At 60.5% G+C, this 22,978-nt stretch carries 22 protein-coding genes; 9 read left to right on the plus strand and 13 right to left on the minus strand.

All coding sequences use genetic code 11. The features are described from left to right. Positions 1-107 precede the first annotated feature (107 nt). Positions 108-656 carry a hypothetical protein gene (locus SIAM614_RS04365; RefSeq protein WP_006932388.1) on the plus strand — a complete coding sequence of 183 codons (549 nt, stop codon included), beginning with the start codon at positions 108-110 and terminating at the stop codon, positions 654-656. 164 nt (positions 657-820) lie between these two features. Here SIAM614_RS04365 and SIAM614_RS04370 read toward each other — a convergent pair whose 3' ends face one another. The 8 genes from SIAM614_RS04370 to SIAM614_RS04410 form a co-directional block, all read right to left on the minus strand. Continuing rightward, entirely contained in the window at positions 821-3,367 is a 2,547-nt protein-coding gene (locus tag SIAM614_RS04370; protein ID WP_006932389.1) for an HWE histidine kinase domain-containing protein, read from the minus strand. Then, complete coding sequence (locus SIAM614_RS04375) at positions 3,354-3,548, minus strand: heme oxygenase-like domain-containing protein (RefSeq protein ID WP_040439123.1); 195 nt, start codon at positions 3,546-3,548, stop codon at positions 3,354-3,356. Before SIAM614_RS04375 ends, SIAM614_RS04370 begins: the two co-directional genes overlap by 14 nt. 397 nt (positions 3,549-3,945) lie before the next feature. Beyond that, the gene (locus tag SIAM614_RS04385; protein WP_006932391.1) at positions 3,946-4,335 is read right to left on the minus strand and encodes a response regulator; all 390 of its coding nucleotides are present in this window, start codon (positions 4,333-4,335) and stop codon (positions 3,946-3,948) included. Positions 4,336-4,579: 244 nt separating this feature from the next. Further along, positions 4,580-5,335, minus strand: a complete 756-nt coding sequence (locus SIAM614_RS04390; protein ID WP_006932392.1) for a Crp/Fnr family transcriptional regulator — start codon at positions 5,333-5,335, stop codon at positions 4,580-4,582. Between the two features lie 121 nt (positions 5,336-5,456). Next, positions 5,457-5,978, minus strand: a complete 522-nt coding sequence (locus SIAM614_RS04395) for a DUF1178 family protein (RefSeq protein ID WP_006932396.1) — start codon at positions 5,976-5,978, stop codon at positions 5,457-5,459. Then, positions 5,975-6,829: a carbon-nitrogen hydrolase family protein gene (locus SIAM614_RS04400; protein ID WP_006932399.1), complete on the minus strand. Its 855-nt coding sequence runs from the start codon at positions 6,827-6,829 to the stop codon at positions 5,975-5,977. Before SIAM614_RS04400 ends, SIAM614_RS04395 begins: the two co-directional genes overlap by 4 nt. A gap of 47 nt (positions 6,830-6,876) precedes the next feature. Beyond that, positions 6,877-7,134: a glutaredoxin 3 gene (grxC, locus tag SIAM614_RS04405; protein WP_006932400.1), complete on the minus strand. Its 258-nt coding sequence runs from the start codon at positions 7,132-7,134 to the stop codon at positions 6,877-6,879. 111 nt (positions 7,135-7,245) lie between these two features. After that, positions 7,246-8,022: a ComF family protein gene (locus tag SIAM614_RS04410; protein ID WP_208983889.1), complete on the minus strand. Its 777-nt coding sequence runs from the start codon at positions 8,020-8,022 to the stop codon at positions 7,246-7,248. A 208-nt stretch (positions 8,023-8,230) separates the two neighbouring features. Here SIAM614_RS04410 and SIAM614_RS04415 point away from each other — a divergent pair, with 208 nt between their 5' ends. Further along, positions 8,231-9,130 (plus strand): methyltransferase domain-containing protein, encoded by a 900-nt coding sequence (locus SIAM614_RS04415; RefSeq protein WP_208983896.1) that lies wholly within the window; start codon positions 8,231-8,233, stop codon positions 9,128-9,130. Between the two features lie 23 nt (positions 9,131-9,153). Here the strand turns inward: SIAM614_RS04415 and SIAM614_RS04420 are convergent, their stop codons facing one another. The 4 genes from SIAM614_RS04420 to SIAM614_RS04435 all read right to left on the minus strand — a co-directional run bounded on the left by SIAM614_RS04420 (position 9,154) and on the right by SIAM614_RS04435 (position 12,302). Next, positions 9,154-9,381: a Flp family type IVb pilin gene (locus SIAM614_RS04420; protein WP_006932416.1), complete on the minus strand. Its 228-nt coding sequence runs from the start codon at positions 9,379-9,381 to the stop codon at positions 9,154-9,156. Between the two features lie 29 nt (positions 9,382-9,410). After that, positions 9,411-9,812, minus strand: a complete 402-nt coding sequence (mutT, locus tag SIAM614_RS04425) for an 8-oxo-dGTP diphosphatase MutT (RefSeq protein WP_006932418.1) — start codon at positions 9,810-9,812, stop codon at positions 9,411-9,413. A gap of 84 nt (positions 9,813-9,896) precedes the next feature. Further along, positions 9,897-11,138 (minus strand): bifunctional glutamate N-acetyltransferase/amino-acid acetyltransferase ArgJ, encoded by a 1,242-nt coding sequence (gene argJ / locus SIAM614_RS04430; RefSeq protein WP_006932420.1) that lies wholly within the window; start codon positions 11,136-11,138, stop codon positions 9,897-9,899. Positions 11,139-11,396: 258 nt separating this feature from the next. Then, positions 11,397-12,302 carry a peptidylprolyl isomerase gene (locus SIAM614_RS04435; RefSeq protein WP_198137250.1) on the minus strand — a complete coding sequence of 302 codons (906 nt, stop codon included), beginning with the start codon at positions 12,300-12,302 and terminating at the stop codon, positions 11,397-11,399. 269 nt (positions 12,303-12,571) lie between these two features. On the opposite strand from SIAM614_RS04435, the gene secA reads away from it, so the two are divergent. The 7 genes from secA (at position 12,572) to SIAM614_RS04470 (ending at position 21,645) form a co-directional block, all read left to right on the plus strand. After that, entirely contained in the window at positions 12,572-15,343 is a 2,772-nt protein-coding gene (secA, locus tag SIAM614_RS04440) for a preprotein translocase subunit SecA (protein WP_006932422.1), read from the plus strand. A gap of 109 nt (positions 15,344-15,452) precedes the next feature. Beyond that, positions 15,453-16,502, plus strand: a complete 1,050-nt coding sequence (locus tag SIAM614_RS04445; RefSeq protein ID WP_157139669.1) for a glycosyltransferase family 2 protein — start codon at positions 15,453-15,455, stop codon at positions 16,500-16,502. Beyond that, on the plus strand, positions 16,492-16,923 hold the full coding sequence (locus SIAM614_RS04450; protein WP_006932427.1) for a GtrA family protein: 432 nt from the start codon (positions 16,492-16,494) through the stop codon (positions 16,921-16,923). Before SIAM614_RS04445 ends, SIAM614_RS04450 begins: the two co-directional genes overlap by 11 nt. Positions 16,924-16,929: 6 nt before the next feature. Continuing rightward, the gene (locus tag SIAM614_RS04455) at positions 16,930-18,447 is read left to right on the plus strand and encodes a glycosyltransferase family 39 protein (RefSeq protein WP_006932428.1); all 1,518 of its coding nucleotides are present in this window, start codon (positions 16,930-16,932) and stop codon (positions 18,445-18,447) included. Between the two features lie 69 nt (positions 18,448-18,516). After that, positions 18,517-19,707, plus strand: a complete 1,191-nt coding sequence (locus tag SIAM614_RS04460) for an adenylate/guanylate cyclase domain-containing protein (RefSeq protein WP_198137251.1) — start codon at positions 18,517-18,519, stop codon at positions 19,705-19,707. Positions 19,708-19,759: 52 nt separating this feature from the next. After that, the gene (locus SIAM614_RS04465) at positions 19,760-20,554 is read left to right on the plus strand and encodes an alpha/beta fold hydrolase (protein WP_006932430.1); all 795 of its coding nucleotides are present in this window, start codon (positions 19,760-19,762) and stop codon (positions 20,552-20,554) included. Positions 20,555-20,682: 128 nt separating this feature from the next. Next, positions 20,683-21,645, plus strand: coding sequence for a hypothetical protein (locus SIAM614_RS04470; RefSeq protein WP_006932431.1), 963 nt, complete (start codon positions 20,683-20,685; stop codon positions 21,643-21,645). 80 nt (positions 21,646-21,725) lie between these two features. Here SIAM614_RS04470 and SIAM614_RS04475 read toward each other — a convergent pair whose 3' ends face one another. Beyond that, on the minus strand, positions 21,726-22,910 hold the full coding sequence (locus SIAM614_RS04475) for an NAD(P)/FAD-dependent oxidoreductase (RefSeq protein ID WP_006932440.1): 1,185 nt from the start codon (positions 22,908-22,910) through the stop codon (positions 21,726-21,728). Positions 22,911-22,978: the final 68 nt, after the last annotated feature.

Raw genomic sequence — 22,978 nt, forward strand, 5'->3', positions numbered from 1 at the left:
GGGCCCTGCACGAGTTGCGAAACCGTTTGCAGGTCAGGGGACGGCAAGCCGGCGGAAACCGTTGTGGCCAGCCGCAGCATGTCATACGAACAACCGGAGGATCTTTCATGCCGACGAAAAGCAATACGGGTGCCTTCGATCTCAGCGCCATGATGGCCGAATGGCCGAAACTACCTGAATGGCCAGCACCGACCGAGTGGCCAATGCCCAGCTTTTCCAATTGGGCATTCGCCGAACGGGAAGACCGGATCGAAGCCAAGGCAATCGCAAGTTTCCAGAAAATGGGACAGACCATGTGGTCCCATGCCGAAAAGGCATTTGACGATCACATGAATTTCGTCAGCCACCGGCTGCACGAAGATTTCGAATGCGCCAAATCCCTCAGTCAGTGCGCCGCGCCGGAAGAAACGATGGCGACGCTCCAGGAATTCTATTCCAGGATGGCGAGCGAATACCAAACCCATTTCGAAAAGCAGGCAGCGCTGTTCCGCGACAGCTTTTCCGAAAACGCAGCCGCCGTTGAGGAACTCAACGAGACTGCGATGGAAAGCGTCAACGAATTGAGCCGTGCAGCGGAAGAAAGCCTCAACGAAGTGAAGGCGGCAGGGACAAAGCCGAAAACGTCCCCACGGACGACGACCAAAGTGAAGTCCTGACGCTGACTTCGCAGCAGGCTTCAGCCTGAAGCCCGTCCCCGGCACCTGCCCGGTGGGCTGGCTTCAGGCGCCTCTGGCCTCGGTTGAACGATCATGGTTCCACCGGACGTCGTTGCGACGCTTTCGCGGTCCGGCAACGGCGCCGTGAAAGAGGCCTTTGTTCGTCAGCCTTCGCGTACCTGAGAGAACAGGGACGATAGCACGTCCTTGTCGTAAGGCTTGCCGATCCTCAACGCGTCCGTGAGTTCCTCCGGTGCATCGACGTCTTCGCCATAACCGGATGCGAAGACGAACGGCACCGCCATCTCCTTGAGACGGCGAGCCACGTCATAGCTCGTGTCCGACCCGAGATTGACATCAAGAAGTGCAAACTGGAACGGAGATGTCCGGCCTTCGATCTCCGTGAAGGCGGCTTCGACTGTTGCCACGACGCTGATTTCATCAGCACCCAGGCTCCGGAAGATATCCTCCGCATCCATGGCGATGATCAGATTGTCCTCAACGATGAGTATCGATTGCGGAACATCGATCGGGTGAATGTTTTTCGCACTTTTCTTGACGGTCGAGGCAATGTCTGAACGGCCCGGGATCACATGGTTCGCCGGGATCTTGAAAGACGCGGTCACGCCTTCAACTGGATAGTCGATTTCGGCCTCGCCCTTCAGTTCGAAGGGAACGGTGCGTTCGATGATGGTGGAGCCGAAACCGCGGCGCTCCGGCGTCTTGACCGGCGGTCCACCCACGTCTTTCCAGGACACCTGCAGGGCCCCTCCGTCATCGACTTCCAGATCGATCTCAACACTGCCGTGCTGATCCGATATTGCCCCGTATTTCGCGGAATTGGTGATCATCTCGTGCATGACGAGCGCCATGGCGGAGAAGGCAGGCGGCGTCAGCAACACTTGCGGGCCGGTCACGATCACCCGGTCCTTCTTGTCGAGCAGATAGCTTTCCGCTTCCGTATTGATCAGTTCCCGGAAGGAGGCCGGCGACCAGTTATGCCGCGTGATCTGGTCATGCGCACGTGCCAGCGACTGAACCCGGCTGTCGAGTTTCTTCACGAAGTCCGCCGTCGAATCGGTGCCGGAATTCGTTTGCGAAATAAGTCCCCGCACAAGACCGAGAATATTGCGAACGCGGTGATTGAGTTCAGCAATCAGCAGTTCCTGCTTTTCGTTGGCCACCTTCCGTTGGCGCCCGGCTTCATCGGTCATCCGAAGCACGACCTCAAGCAGCATGATCCGCAGTTGCGATGCCACCCTCAGGTCGGAGGAATTCCAGTCTTCGCTCTGTCCATGAATCGTCTGCTGCCAGGTCTCGAAGCTCTTGCGCGGTGTCAGGCGCGCACCATTCGGGCCCAGGGTTACAGGTTTTTCCGGATTGCCCGCCCAATTGACCTTCCGGACGAGCTCCTCGCGGAAAAACAGGATGTAGTCGCGTGGCGAACGGGAAATCGGGATCGCCAGAACACCGGCGACCGACGCACCGCCACCATTCCAGCCTTCGATGATCGACGCGATGCTGTTGGTCGCAAACACCTCGTTTCCCGGAAAGGCGTTCAGGACGTCGCACACTCTGCGCACGTCATTGTCTTCGGGCGTCAGCCCGGAGTGCAGCATGGTGTCTTCCTGAATGACACAGAAACCGTCTGCCTGCAGAATATCGCCGAAAGCCTCCGCGGAGGACCTCAGGAGTTCCGGCGAAGACACCTCGGTGGACAAGGCCCGGGAGACTTCCGTGGTCAGTTCGGCGACGCGCGCGTCCTTCGACTTTTCTTCCGCCGCAAACCGGCTCTGCAAGACCAGGGACAGCATCTGGCCGAACAGGAGCGCGCAGTTGCGGTAACGCATGCTCGGCACGAGAGCAGTATTGTGATGGCAGGCGATCAGACCCCACAATTCACCATTGACGATCACAGAGATCGACATGGACGCGCCCACACCCATGTTGCGCAGATATTCCAGATGGATGGGAGACACCGAGCGCAAGCGGCTGCCGGAGAGGTCTATCGGCACACCGGTTTCCGACCGCCGGTGCTCGACCACCACGACGCCGTCGTCGGCCACGTCCGCGATCAGCCGTATCGGATTCTCCAAGTATAGGGCACGAGCCTGCCGCGGTATATCCGTTGCCGGATAGCGCAGGTTGAGAAACGGTGCCATGCCGTATTTCTTCGCTTCGGCAACGACTTCGCCGCTGCCATCCGTCGCAAACTTGTAAAGCATGACGCGGTCGAATCCGGTCACCATCTTGATGAAGCGAACCGCCTGTGAATAGATCGCCTCGACCTGGGGAAGGTCGGCCATCCGGTCGATGGCGTTCCGCACATTGGCGGTATCGTTGCTCTCGCCTTCGAGTGTCCCGGCAGGCTCGAACTCCATCACGATGTTGGATTCAAGCGCATGAATCGAAACGTCGAAAGGACAGTCCGTTCCCTCCAGCTTCAGATTGTAGACAACCTCCACGCCGCGGCGCGGATGGATGAACTGCAGGCGATTGCGGATCGCATGAATGCTCTCGGCCGGAATGAGGTCGAGCGCCCGCTTGCCGAGCATATCCTCTGGCGAAAAGGGCACATACTGTGAAACATTTCTGGATACGTGCGAAATAATCCAGTCCGGGGTCGTCGCGATCAGGAAACCGAAGGACTGGACCTTGCCAAGCAGATGAATCGGCTCACGGTCACAGTTTGTGAGATCAACTTGTTCCAAACACTCGCATCCTGTTGTTGTCCTGTTCGAGCAGCGCCTTGAGATAGCTGTCGAACACCTGTCGCGCAGAAATAACGGCCCGTTCGATCGCGGACCCTGAACAATCCTGCTCTGTCAACCATCCCAAAAAGGTCTTCCAGTGGCTGTGCCCGGTGCCGTGACGCAGAAACGCCGTCGGCAAGGACGCGTCCTATTTGCCAAGCAAGGAGCACAGATAGGCGGCACCCAGCCGGGACCCTTCGAGGACGTAACAAATACCTGCCACGGAGGACTCGTCATTTAAAAAAGACATATCTCGCGTCGCTGGGATGGGCAGCTTCAGGTCACTCAGATCGCGCCTCAGCGCATCTGTCCGCAATCGCTCCCGGGAGTCGGGCACGGTCGCAAAATCGCGGGAAAACAGCAGCCATCCCTCGACAGCCGGCAGGATCTCTGCGTGCATCGACAGAAACCTCGCGTAGCCCGAAGGACTTTCGACCGGTTGCTCAGAGACCGCATCGTCGAGACGGCGGTGGAGAGGCCCTGTGGCCTCCCGTAAAGCTTGGAGGAGTTGCAAAACGTAACCGGAGAGCAGATAACTACGCTCTGAGGCGGCTACAGGCGTCTTCAACAACGCTTTGAAGCAGGGTCACGTTCGAGGGTTTCAGCACCACGCGGGAACCGTCATAACGCCCCTTCAGATCGACACGGTCCGTATTCGCCGTGTGAAAGATGAGAGGAACGTTCTTCTTGTGAAGCGCATCAGCAAGCGGGTAAACCGCACCGTCAGCAAGGTCGACGTCCAGAACGGCCAGTTGCGGATCCTCGCTGAGGACACAAGTGCTTGCTTCGGCGACCGTCGCGAACGGACCGACCACCACAAGCCCCATTCCCGAAAGGGCATCTTCCAGCATCCAGGCGATAAGAGGCTCGTCCTCGGCCACTATAACCTTTATGCAATCGGAATTGTTCAGCAAGGACAATGACATACTGGGGCCTCGGCACAGATCAGGTCTGTTTTTCTAGTTTGTTCTTCGAAATGTCAACGCCTGAAGTCTATCTCGGTTCCCTTATAAGCAAAAGATTTTCATAAAAAGCAACACTTTAACGGGTGTTAACATTACCTGATAGATTAATAAAACTCAGTGACCATCTACTCAATCTGCAATTCTTGCTATGTCAAGCTGAAGTATTCGCGTCAGCGCATATAGAAATCTTCCGATATCGCATACATCACAGAAACGGTCGGCTGACCGGCGTAACATTGCTCCAGCCGGCGATTTTGCACAGACCGTCGATGTCCAGCACTTCGCAGCGGCTGTCCATCCAGCGGATCAGCCCGCCTTGCGCCAGCTTACGCAGAGTCTTGTTCGTGTGAACCAGCGACAGGCCGAGCGTGTCGGCCACATGGGTCTGCGTGAGCGGAAGCGCCTTGTCAGCCTTGGCGAGGTTATGGAGCTTGTCGAGACGCTGCTGCAGATAGGCCAGAAGATAGGCCGCGCGTTCCGAGGCCGAACGCCGCCCGATGCTCAGAAGATGTTCGTCCAGAATGCGCTCCTCGCGCGCCGACATCCAGGTGATGTCGAACGCGAGCGAGCCGAACCGCTCCCAGATCTCCCCAAGCCGGTTCCGGTCGAACACACAGACCGTCAGTGGCGTCAGCGCTTCGACCGTGTGCTGCATTTCGCCGAGCAATGATCCCTGCAAGCCGAGCAGATCTCCCGGCAGGGCATAGTTCAGGATCTGGCGCCGTCCGTCTTCCAGCACCTTTGACCGGAAGGCCCATCCGGACAGGATCGTGTAGAGATGCGTCGAGCGCGTCCCCTCCATCAACAGGGTCGCCCCCTGGTTGACGGTCAATTCACCCATCTTGAAACTGCTGATGAACGCCAGTTCCTCCGAGGTGAATTCCCGGAAGTGGCTGTTCGAACGCAAAGGGCAGTTGCTGCAGGCTACCTTTCCGCTCTTCGCAGCAATTTGCATTTCCATATGAGTGCCCCCGATCGGTCTCCTGAACGGCGAAACCGGCTCAGGGACAGAAATGTCTTCTGTTGCCGGCCCGCGCCCTGTTCGGCAAGTCCGGAAGTTCAACGAGCCGGCGTCTACCGGCTCAGTTCTTGTCTTCCGGAAGACTTGGCAGCGGCACGACCGCAATACCTTCTTCCATCAATTCCTGCGCATCTGCCGGTGTCGTTTGTCCGTAGATACTGCGTTGTTCCGCTTCACCATAATGGATCTTGCGCGCCTCGTCCGCAAATCCCGAACCGACGTTTTCAGACGTCTCCAGAATGTGGCTCCGGATAAGCCGTAACGCCTCCAGAACTTCCTTCTGGCGCAAGTCGTTGGGAATGAGCGCGGCAGATTGGGCACCGGCATCGGACACTGGCACTTGCCCGGAAGCAGATACGGTGGCGGACGGCGCTTCGGCCGCAGGAAGCTGTTCCGGTGGCCGGTTGTCCTTCTTTCTAGATGTCGCAACCGCCGGTGCCATCAATGCCTTGCGAACCTCTGCGCTGCCGCAGGCCGGACAGGTCACGAGCCTGCGGGCGCACTGGCCCTCGAAATCCTCGGAATTGCGGAACCAGCCTTCAAAGCTATGCGCTGCCTCACAGACGAGCGTGTATCTGATCACGCGGGCATCTCCCCGGCGGGTTCTCTCAGCGTGCAGGAAAAGCCGCGTTCGTTCGCAATCGCGGGAATGCGTTGACGGGCCTTGGCGACAGCTTCCGTGTCGATTTCCGCGAGCACGTAACCCGGCTCGTCGTGATCGAGTTCTGCGATCACCGATCCCCACGGATCAACGATCAGGCTGTGGCCGTAGGTTTCCCTGCCGTCTTCGTGGGTACCGCCCTGGGCAGCGGAAATCACGAACGCACCGTTTTCAATTGCGCGGGCGCGTTGAAGCACGTGCCAGTGCGCCTCGCCCGTCTGCCGGGTGAAAGCCGCCGGCGCGGTCAGAACCTGCGCCCCCACACGGGCCTGGGTACGGAAAATCGCCGGGAAACGGATATCGTAGCAGACGGCCATGCCGACCTTCGCAAACGGCAGATCGGCGATCACCGTCTGCGTTCCCGGTTCATAGGTTGCCGACTCACGCCAGCTTTCGCCATTCGGCAGATCGACATCGAACATGTGGATCTTGTCATAGACTGCGAGAATATTGCCATCCGGCTCGATCAGAAAGGCACGGTTGGCGATCTTGCCGTTGCCGGCAAGCACGGCCAGCGATCCGAGATGCAGATAGATCCCCAGGTCGGCAGCAAGCGCGCGCGCTCTTTTCAGGAACAGGTCGTCTTCGGCATCGGAGATCCGTTCCTGCAATTCCTGCCGGCTGCGCACCAGAACGTTGGACATTTCGGGTGTTTGAACAAACTGCGCGCCATCCTTCGTCGCCGCCCGGATCAGGCTTTCCGCAGCATCCGCGTTGTCCGAAATTGTCTTGCCGCTGCGCAGCTGAATGCATGCTGCCGTGAATGAAGTCATCCCACCCCTGTCTCCGTCCTGGTAGGTAAGGTTATGCGGTCAGTAAATCAGGACGCAAGCAGGGCGTCCAGTTTGCCCGCACGTTCCAGATCGTGCAGATCGTCGCAACCGCCCACGTGTGTCTTGCCGACAAAGACCTGCGGAAACGTGGAATGTCCGTTGGCTTTCTGCACCATTTCCTTGCGCAGGCCCGGATCGAACGTGGCATCGTGTTCCGTGTAGGCAACGCCTTTTTTGTCCAGCAGCCGCTTGGCCGCCGTACAGAAGCCGCAGAGCTGGCGCGTATAGATCACCACTTCAGCCATCAGATCTTTTCCTTATTTTTGGCAGCCGCACGCATTTCCGCACCGCCGCACACCAAATCCGGGCGTTATATGCGGGTGCGCAGAAAAAACTCAAGAGGACGCGTATCGAGATCAGGTCGCCTTGCCTGTCCGCGAAGCAGGGTCGACCTGCGCGAATGTGAGCACATCGACAGAAGCTGCGCCTGAAGAAAGCAGGCATTTGCAACAGGCGGACACCGTGGAGCCGGTCGTCAGCACATCATCGATCAACACAACGTGACGCCCCTGAACCAGATCAGCCCGAGCGCTGTCGACCTTGAAGGCGGACCGGACATTCCTGTGGCGGTCCCTGGCCGACAGACCAACCTGCCTGCGGGTTCGTTTCTGCCGTCTGAGCACCTGCGGCTCGAACTGTCCGCCACATTCGCGGGCGACTTCCCTTGCCAGATCTGCCGCCTGGTTGAACCGGCGGGACAGCAACCGCAACCAGTGAAGCGGCACCGGCACCACCAGGCTGTCCTTGCTGAGAAGCTCGCTGCCGGAGCGAACCATCCAGCGCGCCATCGGACGGGCCAGGTCGCGCCTGCCGGAAAATTTCAGCGCATGAACCATCTGCCGGGCGGGACCGTCATAAAAGGCAACCGCCCGCAACCTGTTGAACACCGGCGGCGCAGTTATCGCCTGCGGGCTCCAGGCGCCCTCACCGACATCATAGGCGAACGGAATACCGAGCCGCTCACACCAGGGCTTTTCCAGAAATGGCACCTGCGACCAGCACTGCGCGCACAGCCCGGTCTGCTCGGACACCCGCGCATCGCAACTGAAGCAGCGTTGCGGCAGCACGAAATCGAGCGCAAACCGTGCCGCGATTTCCGGAAAACCGGCTATGTTCATCGCAAGATGTCGCAAAACCGCTCCCGCTTTACGCCTGCAAAAAATGCACCTTCACTCCAGCGGCCACCTTGGCATCGAAACCGCAATCGATACCAGCCCAAACAGACGACACCTGCTCCGATCGCGCCGGAAGACTGATGTACAGGCAGCCAGCGCGACCTTGCACCTTTGACCTTGGCGGGCGGATACCATATGTGACCGCGATACTCAGACGACAGCCGGGATTGCCGTGACCGCACAACCAGATCTCTTCGACCGCCCCTTTTTTCGCGCCTGCCGCCTGCGGGCGCTGAAGGCTGCCAAACCGGGTGCGGATTTTCTGCTGAAAACCGTCAGCGAAGATCTGCAGGACCGCCTGATGCTGGTCAACCGACAGTTCCCGGTTGCCGTCGATCTCGGTGGTCACCGGGCGCACGTGGGTGAGGCAATCCGGCGGTCCAGCAAGGCTGATCTTGTCCTGAGGGCTGATCTCTTTGTCGCCGACCCCGGCCTTCCCGCGCCAGACCTCGTCTTCGACGACGCCCTGATCCCCTTTGGCGACCAGACGGTGGACCTGTTCGTCTCCGCGCTCAACCTGCAATTCGTCAACGATCTGCCCGGCACGCTCGTGCAGATCCGCCGCGCTCTCAAGCCGGACGGCCTGTTTCTGGCCACCTTGCCGGGCGCTGGCACCTTGAGCGAACTGCGCGACAGCCTCACGCGGGCCGAACTGGAAATCAAGGGCGGCGCAGCCGCGCGCGTTCTGCCCTTTGCCGACACGCGTGACCTGGGCAGCCTGCTTCAGAGAGCGGGCTTTGCCCTGCCGGTCACCGATCTGGACAACCTGACTGTGCGCTACGACAGCATGTTCGCGCTCCTGGCGGATCTCAGGTCCATGGGCGCACCGTCCGTCTTGAAAGACCGCAGCAGACTGCCGCTTTCCCGTCAGGTTCTCTTGCGGGCAGCCCAGCTTTATGCCGAAAACCATGCCGATGCGGACGGACGGATCCGGGCGACATTTTCGCTGGTGACCCTGTCGGGATGGGCGCCGCATGAAAGCCAGCAAAAACCGCTGCGGCCAGGCTCCGCCAGGACACGGCTGGCCGACGCCCTCGGCGTCGAGGAACGCAAAATCGAAGATTAGGGCGTGGACCCGTAAAGCACGGCTCAGGTGGAGCCGAGCACGCCTTGCAGGGTGGTCGAAATCTTACCGAAGATATCGTCGCGCATGGTGGTGCCGATAGCAGTCATCGTGATCAGGATAATGATGCTGATGAAGCCGACGATCAGACCATATTCGATCATGGTAGCGCCGCGCTCGTCGCGCACGAACTCTTTCCGCCGGAAAAAAGCCGGTGAAATGCGGTCTGCAATGGTTTGAAATCGAAACGGCATGCGACCCCCGAAGAACTGAACAAACGGCCTTAAACAGCGTCCTGCAGATGCGGTATCAGAGGTTCGTCCGCGGCCGGCATCGGATAGTCCCTCAACCTGGCAGCGCGCACCCATTTCAACGCCTGGTTTTCCTTGCCGTGTGGCGTTCCATTCCACCTGCGGCAAATGAACAATGGCATGAGTAGGTGAAAATCCTGGTAAGAGTGGCTGGCGAAGGTCAAGGGCGCCAGACACGCTTCGTTAACCTCTATGCCGAGCTCTTCGTTCAGCTCCCGGATCAGCGTTTCTTCAGGACGCTCGCCTTCCTCGACCTTTCCGCCGGGGAATTCCCACAATCCGGCCATGGATTTTCCTTCGGGCCGCTGCGCCAGAAGGATGCGGCCATCCACATCCACAAGGGCACAGGCGGCAACGAGCACGATCTTGGTCATTGGCAGGTGTCCAATCCTGAAACGCTGGTTTAAGGCGCGGTTAAGCACGTTGGCGGGCAGCACCGTCAGAACTGCGAAGGATGGTCAGCTCCGGTAGTCGCCGTTGATGGCGACATATTCCTTGGTGAGGTCGCAGGTCCAGACCGAAGCCTGGCCGCTGCCCAGCCCAAGGTCCACGCGGATGACAATGTCTTCCTGCTCCATCACCGCAGAGGCGGCCGCTTCGCTGTAGTCGGGATCGCGCTCGCCGTCGACCGCCACCCGCACATCGCCGAACCAGATGGCCAGCTTGTCGCGATCAGCCGGCTCGCCGGCCTTGCCGACGGCCATGACGACGCGGCCCCAGTTGGCGTCTTCGCCGGCGATTGCCGTCTTGACCAGCGGCGAATTGGCAATCGACAGTGCAATCCGCTTGGCGGACGCATCGCTTTCAGCGCCTTCCACCCGCACTTCGACGAATTTGCGTGCGCCTTCGCCGTCGCGGACGATCTGGTGGGACAGGTCCAGCATGACGTCCCCGAGGGCAGCCCGCAGGACATCGACACGCGGGTCTTCGAGGGAGGCAACACTCTCCACGCCCTTTTTCGCGGCCGCACCGGTCGCAAACAGGAGCACCGTATCGGAGGTGGACGTGTCGCTGTCGACGGTGACCGCATTGAAGCTGCCATCAACCTCGCCACTGATCAGTGCCTGCAGAACGTCCGCAGCGATCGGCGCGTCGGTGTAGATGAAGGACAGCATGGTCGCCATGTCCGGAGCAATCATGCCGGCACCCTTGGCGATGCCGTTGATGGTCACGGTGACGCCATCCAGTTCGACGCTTGCCGTGGAGACCTTGGGATAGGTATCCGTGGTCATGATGGCCTTGGCGGCGTCCAGCCAGCTTGCGCTGCCCTGATTGGCCTTCAGCTCGTCGATGACGTCGGAAAACTTGTCCGCTGGCAGCGGCTCGCCGATCACGCCGGTCGATGCCAGGAAAATCTCGCCTTCGCTGCATCCGAGCGCCTTGGAAACGATTTCCGCGGACAGCTCGACCGCCGCCTTGCCCTTCTTGCCGGTGAAGGCGTTTGCGTTGCCGGAATTGACCAGTAGCGCGCGTGCCTTGCCGCCGCCGACGCGTGCCTTGCACCAGTCAACCGGCGCGGACGAGCAATTGGAGCGGGTGAAGACACCGGCCACCGCCGTTCCTTCCGAGACCGTCGCCAGCAGAACGTCGGTCCGGCCCTTGTACTTGATCCCGGCGGAGGCGGTCGCGAACTGGACGCCTTCGATCTCCGGCATCTCGGGATAGGACTTGGGCGCAAGGGGAGATACGGTGGTCGACATCGTGGCGGTCCCGGTCAGATGATACAAAGCTCAGGACCAACCAGCGCTCAGTCGAGATCGTTTGACCGCCCGCAAATTGATCCGTTCAAATGGCTGCGAGCACCTTGTCCGCGCTCGCCTGAACACACGATGCTCTTGCCGTAAGCATGTGGCAAACGCAAGCCTTTTCAAGCCATTTCGGGCGTGGTGCACAAGCACTGCAAAAAAGCCCGGCAGCCTAGCTGCCGGGCTCATCATTCATTTCAGGCAAAGCGTGCCTTATTCGGTTTTTGCCGCACCGTCTTCGGTCGCAGCGCCTTCCTCTTCAGCAGCAGCACCGCCCTCTTCGGTCTTGGCAAGGCTCTCGTCGACAATCTCGACGGCAACCTGGTCCTTGAGCTCGGCCATGCGGGCGTCATAACGCTCGCGCATCAACTGTTGGCGCAGACCGTTGGCAACTTCCTCAAACGCCGGCTTTTCCTGGCGGCGCTTGTCTTCGAGCTTGATCACGTGCCAGCCGAACTGGGTTTCCACCGGCTCCTTGGTGTAGGTGCCAGGCTCCAGCGCGAAGGCAGCAGCTTCGAACGGCGGAACCATCTGGCCCTTGGCGAAGTACCCGAGGCTGCCGCCGTTCGGACCGGACGGGCCAGTGGATTTTTCGCGGGCCAGTTCGGCAAAATCCGCTCCGCCGTCCAGTTCGGCGATGATGGCTTCTGCCTCAGCCTTGTCCTTCACCAGGATGTGACGGGCGTTGATTTCTTCCGCACCTTCAAAATCGGCGAATTCCTTGTCGTAGGCTGCCTGCACTTCTTCGTCGGTCACTTCGCCGTCGATTTTCTGGGCGAGGTAAGCGTTGCGAAGGGCGCGCAGCTTCAGGAAGTCGAGCTGACGCTGGAAGTCCGGATCCTTGTCCAGGCCTTCCTCACGGGCGGCATGCGCCATCAGTTCCATGTCGACCATGACGTCCAGAAGAAGCTTGCGCCATTGTGCCGGCGGGAACCGCTGCAATTCCTTGCCCAGGTCCTGCGCGGCAAAGGCGAGATCGGCTTCGGTGATTTCCGTGTCGCCAACTTTCGCGACCACATCGTCCGGCTCTGCGGCGGACAGGACGGTGGATCCGAGCGACAGCGCCAGGAGAGAAACGGCAAGCGCCTGAGCCGGCCTGCGCATCGAAATTCGGAACATGAGTAGTCCTTTACCTATCGGAACAGTAATCTTTCTTACCCCTGTATTGCAGGAGCGAGGGTACATTGCGCATTCCTGCGGCGTTGACAAGCATTCAGCCCCCTCTTATCTGTCGGGCGTCCTGGCCGTAGCGCCGGGAAGGCATCTTTTCGGCCGCGTTTGCCGGCCAGCGCTCTGCGCCAGGCGGCAACGTGGACAGCAATTGAGACGATTTCATGGGCAGGCGCCTCTTTGCCAGTTGGCGCCGCCTTGTAGGGAAGGACCGCCACATGGCTGGCCTTGGCGCTTTAGCACGTAAGATTTTCGGTTCGGCGAACGACCGTAAAGTGAAGGCATTTCGGGCAAGGGTCGATCAGATCAACGCCCTGGAGCCGGAAATCCAGGCTCTTTCGGACGAGGCTCTCAGGGCCAGAACCGACGAGTTCCGAAACCAGCTGAAAAACGGCGCAAGCGTCGACGATCTTCTGGTTCCCGCCTTCGCCACTGTTCGCGAAGCGGCCCGCAGGGCGCTCGGCCAGCGTCATTATGACGTTCAGTTGATCGGCGGCATGGTGCTCAATTCCGGTCAGATCGCCGAAATGCGCACCGGTGAGGGCAAGACCCTCGTCGCCACCGCGCCGGTCTATCTGAACGCCTTGACCGGAAACGGCGTTCACGTCGTCACCGTCAACGACTACCTGGCACAGCGCGACAGCGACTGGATGGGCCAGGTCTACAGATTTCTGGGCCTCAGCGTCGGCTGTATTACCCACGGCCTGAGCGACGAGGAACGTCGGGCGGCCTATGCTGCCGACGTCACCTACGGCACCAACAACGAATTCGGCTTCGATTATCTCCGCGACAACATGAAGCATGACCGCCAGTCCATGGTTCAGCGCGGACATGCCTATGCCATCGTCGACGAAGTGGATTCGATCCTGATCGATGAAGCGCGTACGCCTCTGATCATTTCCGGTCCGCTGGAAGACCGCTCCGAATTCTACAATTCTGTCGATGCCTTCATTCCGCATCTGACCGAAGAAGACTACGAACTCGACGAAAAGCAGCGGTCGACCTCCTTCACCGAAGCCGGCAACGAAAAACTGGAAAAGCTGCTCGGCGAAGCCGGTCTATTGAAAGGCGAGTCGCTTTACGACGTCGAGAACGTCGCCGTCGTGCACCACCTGCAGCAGGCGCTGAAGGCGCACAAGCTGTTCCAGCGCGACAAGGACTACATCGTCCGCAACGACGAAGTGGTCATCATCGATGAGTTCACCGGCCGCATGATGCCGGGCCGCCGTTTCTCGGAAGGCCTGCACCAGGCGCTGGAAGCCCGCGAGAAAGTGCGCATCCAGCCGGAAAACCAGACGCTGGCGTCCATCACGTTCCAGAATTACTTCCGCATGTACGGCAAGCTGGCCGGCATGACCGGCACAGCGTCGACGGAAGCCGACGAATTCGCCGACATCTACAAGCTGGAAGTTGTCGAGATCCCGACCAACGTCGCCGTCAAGCGTATCGATGACGATGACGAGGTCTACCGGACCGTTCAGGAAAAATTCCAGGCCATCGTCAAGCTGATCGACGACTGCAAGCAGCGTGCGCAGCCGATCCTGGTCGGCACCACGTCCATCGAGAAGTCCGAGTATCTCGCCGAGATGCTCAAGAAGCACGGCTACAAGCAGATCGATCTCAGCGATCCGGCGGCCTTTGCCGCCGCTCAGAAGAGTGAAGGCGGCAAGACCAAGGTCTTCGCGGTTCTGAATGCGCGCTACCACGAACAGGAAGCCTTCATCGTCGCACAGGCCGGTCTGCCGGGCGCCGTCACCATCGCCACCAACATGGCAGGCCGCGGTACCGACATTCAGCTCGGCGGCAACGCCGACATGCAGATCGCCATGGAACTGGGCGACATGCCGGAAGGTGAAGAACGCACCGCACGCGAAACGCAGATCCGCGCCGAAGTCGAAGACATGAAGCAGAAGGCGCTGGCCGCCGGCGGTCTTTACGTCATCGGCACGGAGCGTCACGAAAGCCGCCGCATCGACAACCAGTTGCGTGGCCGCTCCGGCCGTCAGGGCGACCCCGGCCATTCCAAGTTCTTCCTGTCGCTGCAGGACGACCTGATGCGCATCTTCGGGTCCGAGCGCATGGACTCCATGCTGCAGAAGCTCGGCCTGGAAGAAGGCGAAGCCATTATCCACCCGTGGATCAACAAGGCACTTGAAAAGGCGCAGCAGAAGGTCGAGGCGCGCAACTTCGACATTCGTAAGAACCTGCTGAAATTCGATGACGTGATGAACGACCAGCGCAAGGTGGTCTTCGATCAGCGTATCGAACTGATGGACAGCGAGGCGATCCAGGACGCGGTTGCCGAGATGCGCCACGATGTGATCGACGATCTCGTTTCCGGGCACATCCCCGAGCGCGCCTATCCCGAACAGTGGGATACGGAAGGTCTGCAGGAAGAAACGCGCAAGTATCTCAACCTGGATCTGCCGATCAAGGATTGGGCGGCCGAGGAAGGCATCGCCGACGAAGAGGTCAAGGACCGTCTGCGCAAGGCAGCAGATGCCGCAATGGCCCAGAAGGTCGCCAAATACAGCCCGGACATCATGCGCCAGGTGGAAAAGGCCGTGCTGCTGCAGACGCTCGACAATCTGTGGCGCGAGCACCTGGCCAATCTCGATCACCTGCGCTCCGTTGTCGGTTTCCGCGGCTACGCCCAGCGCGATCCGCTGCAGGAATACAAGACCGAGGCTTTCACGCTGTTTGAGTCCATGCTCACCCAGCTTCGCCAGATAACCACCGCGCAGTTGATGCGGGTCGAACTGGTGACGGAGCAGCCACCGCAGATGCCTGCCGAGCCGGAAATGCACCCGCACCACATCAACCCCACCACCGGGGAAGACGAGATGGCACTGGCTGACGCCCAGACGCCGGTGCCCCCGGCGCAGCGCGATCCGAACAACCCGTCGACTTGGGGCAAGGTTGGCCGCAACGAGGCCTGCCCTTGCGGCTCCGGCAAGAAGTTCAAGCATTGCCACGGCGTGCTTGCCTGACGGCAATCGAAGCAATTGACCATGACGAAGGCCAGCCTGTTCAAAGGGCTGGCCTTTTTCGTGAAATTCCGGCAGGTTGCCGCCGACTTCAACCGGCGAACGAATGTTCATGCACACCACAGCGGCTAACACAGTCTACGTCACCCGGCGGGAAAGCGCCCGCCCGCAGGCACCGCTGCTGAGTGTCATCGTACCAGTTTACAACGAAGAAGAGGTCATACTCCACTTCCTGCAGGCAACCCGGCCGGTGCTCGATCGGACCGGCCTTCGTTACGAATATGTCTTCATCGACGACGGTAGCCGCGACAGGACGGCCGATCTCCTTTCCGAACAGCTCGCCAACGGCTTGCCTGGACGGCTTCTGGGCCTCTCCCGCAATTTCGGCAAGGAAGCAGCCCTTTCGGCCGGGCTGGAGGCCGCGAAGGGAGACATCGGCATCATCATCGACGCCGACCTGCAGGATCCGCCGGAGCTCATCCTGCAGATGCTGGACGGATGGCGCGCGGGCTATGACGTCGTCTATGGTCTGAGGGTCGACCGCTCTTCCGACACGCTCATGAAGCGGTCCACGGCAGGCATGTTCTACCGCCTGTTCAACCGGCTGGCCAATATCGACATGCCGGCCAATGCCGGCGACTTCCGCCTGATCGACCGCTGCGTCATTGACGCTCTGCTACGTCTTCCCGAACGCAACCGGTTCATGAAGGGGCTGTTCGCCTGGGTCGGCTTTCCGGCCATGGCGCTGCCCTATGAGCGTCCGGCACGCCTCGCCGGCACGGGTAAGTTCAATTACTGGAAGCTCTGGAACTTTGCACTCGACGGCCTGACAGGCTTCACCACTCTGCCGCTGCGGGTCTGGTTCTATGGCGGCGCGCTGATCTCTGTTGGCGCCTTTGCCTATGCGCTCTACCTGACCTTGCGCGTTCTTATCGAAGGTATCGACCTTCCGGGTTATGCCTCGCTTATGGTCGCGATCCTGTTCTTTTCAGGCGTGCAACTGCTGTCGATCGGGATGATTGGGGAATATGTCGCAAGGCTTTTCAACGAAGCAAAACAGCGGCCGGTGTTCATCGTTCAGGATGTGATCGAAGGCAGCCCTGCGCCCCAACCCGTCAAACAACCCGCCAGTCAACCAAACGACGCCGCCAATGGTGCCTGAGGCCCGTCACGGCAAGCTGAAGACGGAGACCGCCGCTGCCGGAAAGTTTGCGGTCATCGGCGTGCTGGCGACACTTACCCATGCCACGGTGGCCGGCAGCCTGCTGCAATCAGGATTGCTATCGCCCTATCCAGCCAATATCTGCGGCTTCCTGGTGGCCTTCTGCGTTTCCTTTACCGGTCACTATTTCTGGAGTTTTTCGCATTTGCGCCGCGAGGGAACCGCGATCAGAAGCATGGTCCGCTTCCTGGTGATCGCCGTCTGCGGCTTTCTGCTGAACACCACCGTTCTGGCTCTGTGGCTGACACTGACCCCCTGGCCGGATCTCATCGGCCTCCTGTTTTCCATCGCGATCGTGCCTGCCCTTTCCTTCGCCGGTGCCCGGCTCTGGGCCTTCTCGCACCACCCAGCCGGAACCTGACCCCTGATGCGCCTGATCGATACCACGCCTGCACGGACCGCCGTCTATTATGCTGCGGGTCTCTGCCTGCTCTATACCCTGGTGCCGGCCCTGACCTTTCCCAATCCGCCGCTTGATGTGGTGGAAGGCTTTGCCTGGGGCCGTGAACTTCAGCTCGGCTACACCAAGCATCCGCCGATGCAGGCCTGGCTTCTGGAGCTGACCTATCGCCTCACCGGGGGCACGAGCGGTGGCTATTGGCTGAGTGCGGTATCGGTCGCCCTCGGCTATCTGTTCATCTGGCGGCTCGCTCGCCGCCTCGGTCTTTCCGGCCAGCAGGCGTTCTGGTCTCTCGTACTGACCAGCGTCACCTTCTACTTCACGCTGCCGCTGCCTGAATTCAACCCGAACATCCTGCAGATCCCGGTCTGGGCCGGCATGATGCTGCTGTTTCACCGGGTATTGGACAAAGGCCGGCTGCTCGACTGGGTCCTGCTTGGTGCTCTGGCCGCCTTCGGTCTCTACACGAAATATTTCGTGCTTCTCCTGATCGGTGCGATCGGACTTTACGCCCTGGTCTTCGCCGATGCCCGGCGGCATGTCCTGCGCCCTGGTCCCTGGGTCGCGATTGCCGTCTGTCTCGGCCTGCTGCTCCCGCACACCGCATGGCTTCTGGAAACGGATTTTCTGACGCTGCGCTATGCCGCCAGCCGCAGCAACCCGTCGACCGGCTTCACCGACCACCTGTTCAATCCGCTGAACTTCCTGGCCGCGCAAATCGGCAATCACGCCGGGCTGTTCCTGGTCATCCTGGCCGGCCTGGGCTGGCGTGGCTTGAAAAGGGTGCGACAGCGCAGGCACGAAACGGTCAAGGCCCTCCCCGTTCCCTCGGACCGCTTTTTGCTCTGGTTTGCCATCCTGCCGCTTGCCGTCGTGCTACTGGCGTCGGCCGTCACGGGCAACGAGTTCGAGCACATGTGGGGCACGCCTATGTTCGTTCTGTCCGGCATCCTTGCCGTAAGGTTTGTGGCACTGCCGGACGTCTGGCCCTTCCCCGCCCGTGCCCTCGCCGCGGCCATCGCGATCCAGGCGATTTTCCTCGGTGTCCTCTTCGGACAGGCGATGCTGGAGCCCTACTGGAAACACAAGCAGACCCGGATCCACTATCCCGGCAAGGCCATCGCACAAGACATGGCCCGTGTCTGGAAAGACCGCATGGGCACCGATCTTGCCTATGTCGCCGGCGACATGTGGTCGGCGGCAAATGTCACCACGCAAGCGCCTGTCCGCCCCTCGATGTTCTATCTCCATGATCTGACCCTCAGCCCGTGGATCGACCCGAAGGACGTTCAGGACAAAGGCTTGATGATCGTCTGGCGCGGCGACCGGGAAACGCCGCTTGAGGAAATCCGGCGCTACTATCCGGACGCCGTTCGTGAGGGATCGCAGACATTCGCTTACCAGACCTCCAGCAGCATCCCCGATGTCACGGTCAACTGGTTCATCGTTCCGCCCGGCAAGGTGAATTTCAAACCGGCGCATTAAACGCGCAACGCCGTCACAAGCCGTCTGGAAACCGGACGAAAACACCACTAACTTGGCGCCATGATCAGTATGGCGGAAATTGACGGCGTCGAAGACTGGTTGATCGACCAGTCTCTTGGTTCGCCCGATCTGGGGTCCATGTTCGGCCAGATGTGCGAGCGCCTGCGCGTCTGCGAGGTGCCGGTGGACCGCGCGATGATCGGCTGGTCGACCCTGCACCCATTGATCGAGGCAGAGACTGCGATCTGGGAAAACGGCTCCGAAATCTACCGCGAACAGATTGCCCACAACGCCGAGGAATCCGACGAGTGGCTGCAAAGCCCTGTCCGCGCAGTGCTGGTCAATCAGGAGCCGGTCCTGCGGCGCCGGCTCGCGAATGCAAATTCTGCGCTTGAATTCCCGCTCCTCGTGCGTCTGAAGGAAAGCGGGTACACCGACTACATCGTGATCACCACGGAATTCGACCTGCCGACCATCAAGGACCCTATCTCCGCCTCCGGCATCGTGATCAGCTGGGCAACGCGGGAAACGGAGGGCTTTTCGGACGAGGCCCTGACCGCGATCCGCTACATTCAAAAACGCTTTGCCCTGGCTGCCCGCGCCACCATCCAGGGTCAGATCAACCAGACAATCGCCGAAACCTATCTCGGCAAGATCGCCGGCAACAAGGTGCTGAGCGGCCAGATCCGTCATGGCGACGGGCAGACCGTCGATGCGGTGATCTATTTCAGCGACATGCGCAACTCGACCGCCATTGCCGAACTGCTGGGTCCGGATGCCTACCTGTCGTTCCTGAACACCTATTTCGACGCAACAGCCGGCGCGATCCTGGCAAGGGGCGGCGAAGTGCTCGACTTTATCGGCGATGCCGTTCTGGGCGTTTTTCCCATCGGACCGCAAAGTCTGGACAAGGCCGTCGCGCAGGCGCTATCGGCTGCCGACGAAAGCCGGATCCGTCTGAAGAAGATCAACGCAGATCCGGGGCTGCCGCATGTTCTGAAGGCGGGCATAGCCCTGTCCGTCGGGTCTGTCATGTTCGGCAACATCGGTGTTCCGCACCGGCTCACCTTCTCGGTGATCGGCCAGACCGTGCACGCTGCCGCCCGGATCGAAAGCCTCACCAAGACCGTCGGAGCCGACGTGTTGATGACCGAAGACGTCGCCCGATTCGCCTGCGAAAGATCGAAACCGGCCGGCTCGTTCGACCTCAACGGCTTCACCGATCCCCAACCCCTGTTTACCCTGGACCCGCTTTCCTGAGACGTCCCCTCCTGCGGCTATTTTTCCATTCCCTCGACAAGCAAAGACCGACATGACCGATTTACGTCCCGACGCCCCTTCCCATCTGCCCTTCAGAGACCAGGCCGCCACCGGCCCAGACGAAGGGGCGCCGGTCGTGCTGCTTCATGGTTTCGGCGGCGACCGGCAGACCTGGCTCAACATCCAGGCCGCGCTGGCCTCCAGGAAACGCTCCATTGCGTTCGATCTGCCGGGGCACGGCGAGGCCCTCGACTGGCCGCGGGTCGGCAACGCGGGCGTTTCCGCAAAAGCGGTCGGCCAGTCTCTGGAGGCGCTTGGGCTGACGAAGGTTCACCTCGTCGGTCATTCCATGGGCGGTGCGGTCGCCGCGCTGATTGCCCTGCGCAATCCGGATCTGGTCGCCAGCCTTACCCTGCTCGCACCGGGCGGGTTCGGTTCTGAGATCAACCACCGCCTGCTGCGCCGCTATGCGGCCGCAACGGATGCTGAAACAATGGAAACCCTGCTGGAACAATTCTTCGGCTGGGAGTTCAAATTGCCGAAGTTCCTTGCCAGAACGGCAGCCGAAAGCCGGGCACGCCCGGGAGCGGCGGCAACACTGGAGGCAATCGCGGACGAGATCATCGACGGCAGCGTGCAAAAGACCCTGCCGCGCGACGAGCTGGCAGAGCTGCCCATGCCGATCAAGGTTCTCTGGGGCACACAGGACCGCGTCCTGCCGACGCGCCAGGCCCACAAGCTGCCGGGCGTCGTTGCCACGCACATCTTCGAGCGAACCGGCCACATGTTGCATCTGGAACTGCCCAAGGAAGTGACGCGGCTCATCCTCCAGAATGCTGGATGCTGAGCCCACCTTCATTTGGCTTCCAGAAATTTTCGCCCTGATCTGGTCCCCCGGCGCGGTTTGGGATAGGTAGCAGGCCGAAACCCGGCCAGCCTGTCGCCGGGCCAGTTTGAACCGAGCCCGGAGCGCGCATGTCAGCCGAATTGTCCTCAGCCAACGATGTCATCGTCACGGCGGTGTCGGGCTATGAGCCGAAACACATGGTTGCCTGGTACAACTCCCTGAAGGCAACCGGATATCGCGGCCGCACGGTCGCCGTGGCCTATGACGTAAGTGAAGGCCTTGTGGACTACATGAAGCACATGGGCTCGCTCGTGATCACCTTCAATCATGATCCCGGCAGGAAGCGCTATTCCTATTCGCAGCTTCAGGAAGAAATCGCCGATCATTCCGATGGCGGCAAGCTCTACACCGACCGACGCTGGACCTGGAACAAGCGCATCCTGCGTTTCAAGGACAAGATCTACGACCGGCGTTTCTTCCACGCCAGCCATCTGGTGAAACAGCATCTCGATGCGCTTGGTGAGCCTGTGCGCTTCGTCGCCTTTTCAGATGCCCGGGACGTTGTGTTCCAGTCAGATCCGTTCGCCTGGATGGAAGACAATCTTGCTCCGGGCAAGGATCTGCTGATCGGCGAGGAAAGTATCACCCATGAAGACCCCTGGAACCGCCGGAACGTCCTGAAAACCTATGGCCGTCACGCCTATGACCGCGTGGCCAAGGTTCCCGTATGCTGCGCCGGCTATTTCGCGGGCCGCTATGAGGCCATGATGGATTTCATGCTGGCCGTCTATTATTTCGACCAGACGAAACGCAGCGGCGACCAGGCCGCCTTCAACCAGCTCCTGACCTTTTGCGGCTGGAAGGAAAAGGCCGAAAAGGTGAACTGGCAGGTTCCCTGGCTGCTGCATGCTGTCAGTGCGAACGTCGGTCCGGACGCACCGGGGTTCTGCATGCCGAGGGAAACTGCACCGGTGTTCGAGGACGGGCTGGTCAAAACCTTCGACAGGCAGCCCTATGCGATCGTCCACCAGTACGACCGCAATAAGGACATGACCGCTCATTTCCTGGAGAAATTCGGCAAGGTCGAATAACCGCGTGCACCGACTGCGGGCATTCGAAGCACTTTGCCCGAATGCCTGCCGGCCTCACTCACTTCAAGAGAACCTTTTGCTCAGGCTTCCGGCAGCAGATCGTCGCGCCAGGGTTCGCCGATCACCCGGCGGGCCATCATGTGCGAGCGCGGCGAGTTGATGCTGTCGACGGCAATCAGCCGGCCGTCCTGCAGATAGGCTACATAGAACTTGTTGTCCTCGGTCGAGCCGACGACGCGGACATCGTCGTAGCCTTCCGACAGACCGGCGATCTGCAGCTTGATCTCATACTGATCGGACCAGAACCACGGCAGCGGATCGTAGTCGACCTCCTGCCCCAGAAGAGCCTGGGCGACCGCCTTGGCCTGATCAATGGCATTCTGGACGCTTTCCATGCGCACCGAGCGCTGGTAGCGATTGGAATAAAAGCGCGTGCAGTCGCCAGCGGCATAAATGTCCGGGTCGCTGGTCTGGCCGCAGCCATCCACCAGGATCCCGTTGTCGACCTCCAGGCCCGCCTCGGCGGCAAGGTGGTCGTTGGGCTCGGCACCGACGGCAACCAGCACCAGCCCGGCCGGAACCGTCTCACCTGTCGACAGCCTGACGCCGGTGACGCTGTCACCGCCCTCGATGGCCTCGATGCCCGTGTTGAGACGCAGATCGACCCCGCGGGCCTTGTGCAGGCTGCAGAAGTAGTCGGAGACGGGCTGGCTGACCACGCGTTTCATCGGACGGTCCTGCGCCTCGATGACCGTGACCGACTTGCCGAGGGTCTTGGCGACAGCAGCAACTTCCAGGCCGATGTAGCCTGCACCGATGATGGCAACCTGACCGGTCTTCTCAAGAACCTCCCGGATCGTGTTGACATCGGCAATCGAGCGCAAGGTGACCACGCCCTTCTTGTCGGCCCCGTCCAGCTTCAGCAGCCGGGCATTGGTGCCCGTTGCCAGAACCAGCTTGCCATAGGGCAGCGTGTCTCCGTTGGCCAGGGTCAGCCGCTTGGCACCCCGGTCGATGGCAACGACCCTGGTATTGGGAATATGGTCGATGTTGTTGGTCGTGAAGAAAGCTGGCGGGCGCAACCACAGACCTTCTGCGCCGATCTCGCCGGCCAGATACCTCTTGGAAAGGGGCGGGCGCTGATACGGAGGATGCGGTTCGTCGCCGATCAGCCGCAGCGGGCCTTCAAATCCACCCTGGCGCAGGGATTGGGCGACCTGGGCTCCGGCTTGTCCTGCTCCGATGATGACGATGTCTTCCTGCATTCAGCTTCGCCCTCTTTGCGCTTGGCCGGTCTGGCGGAGTGCATGCCGACCGTTTGTTTGTGTGCATG

The sequence above is a fragment of the Roseibium aggregatum IAM 12614 genome, from assembly GCF_000168975.1.
GTDB lineage: Bacteria > Pseudomonadota > Alphaproteobacteria > Rhizobiales > Stappiaceae > Roseibium > Roseibium aggregatum.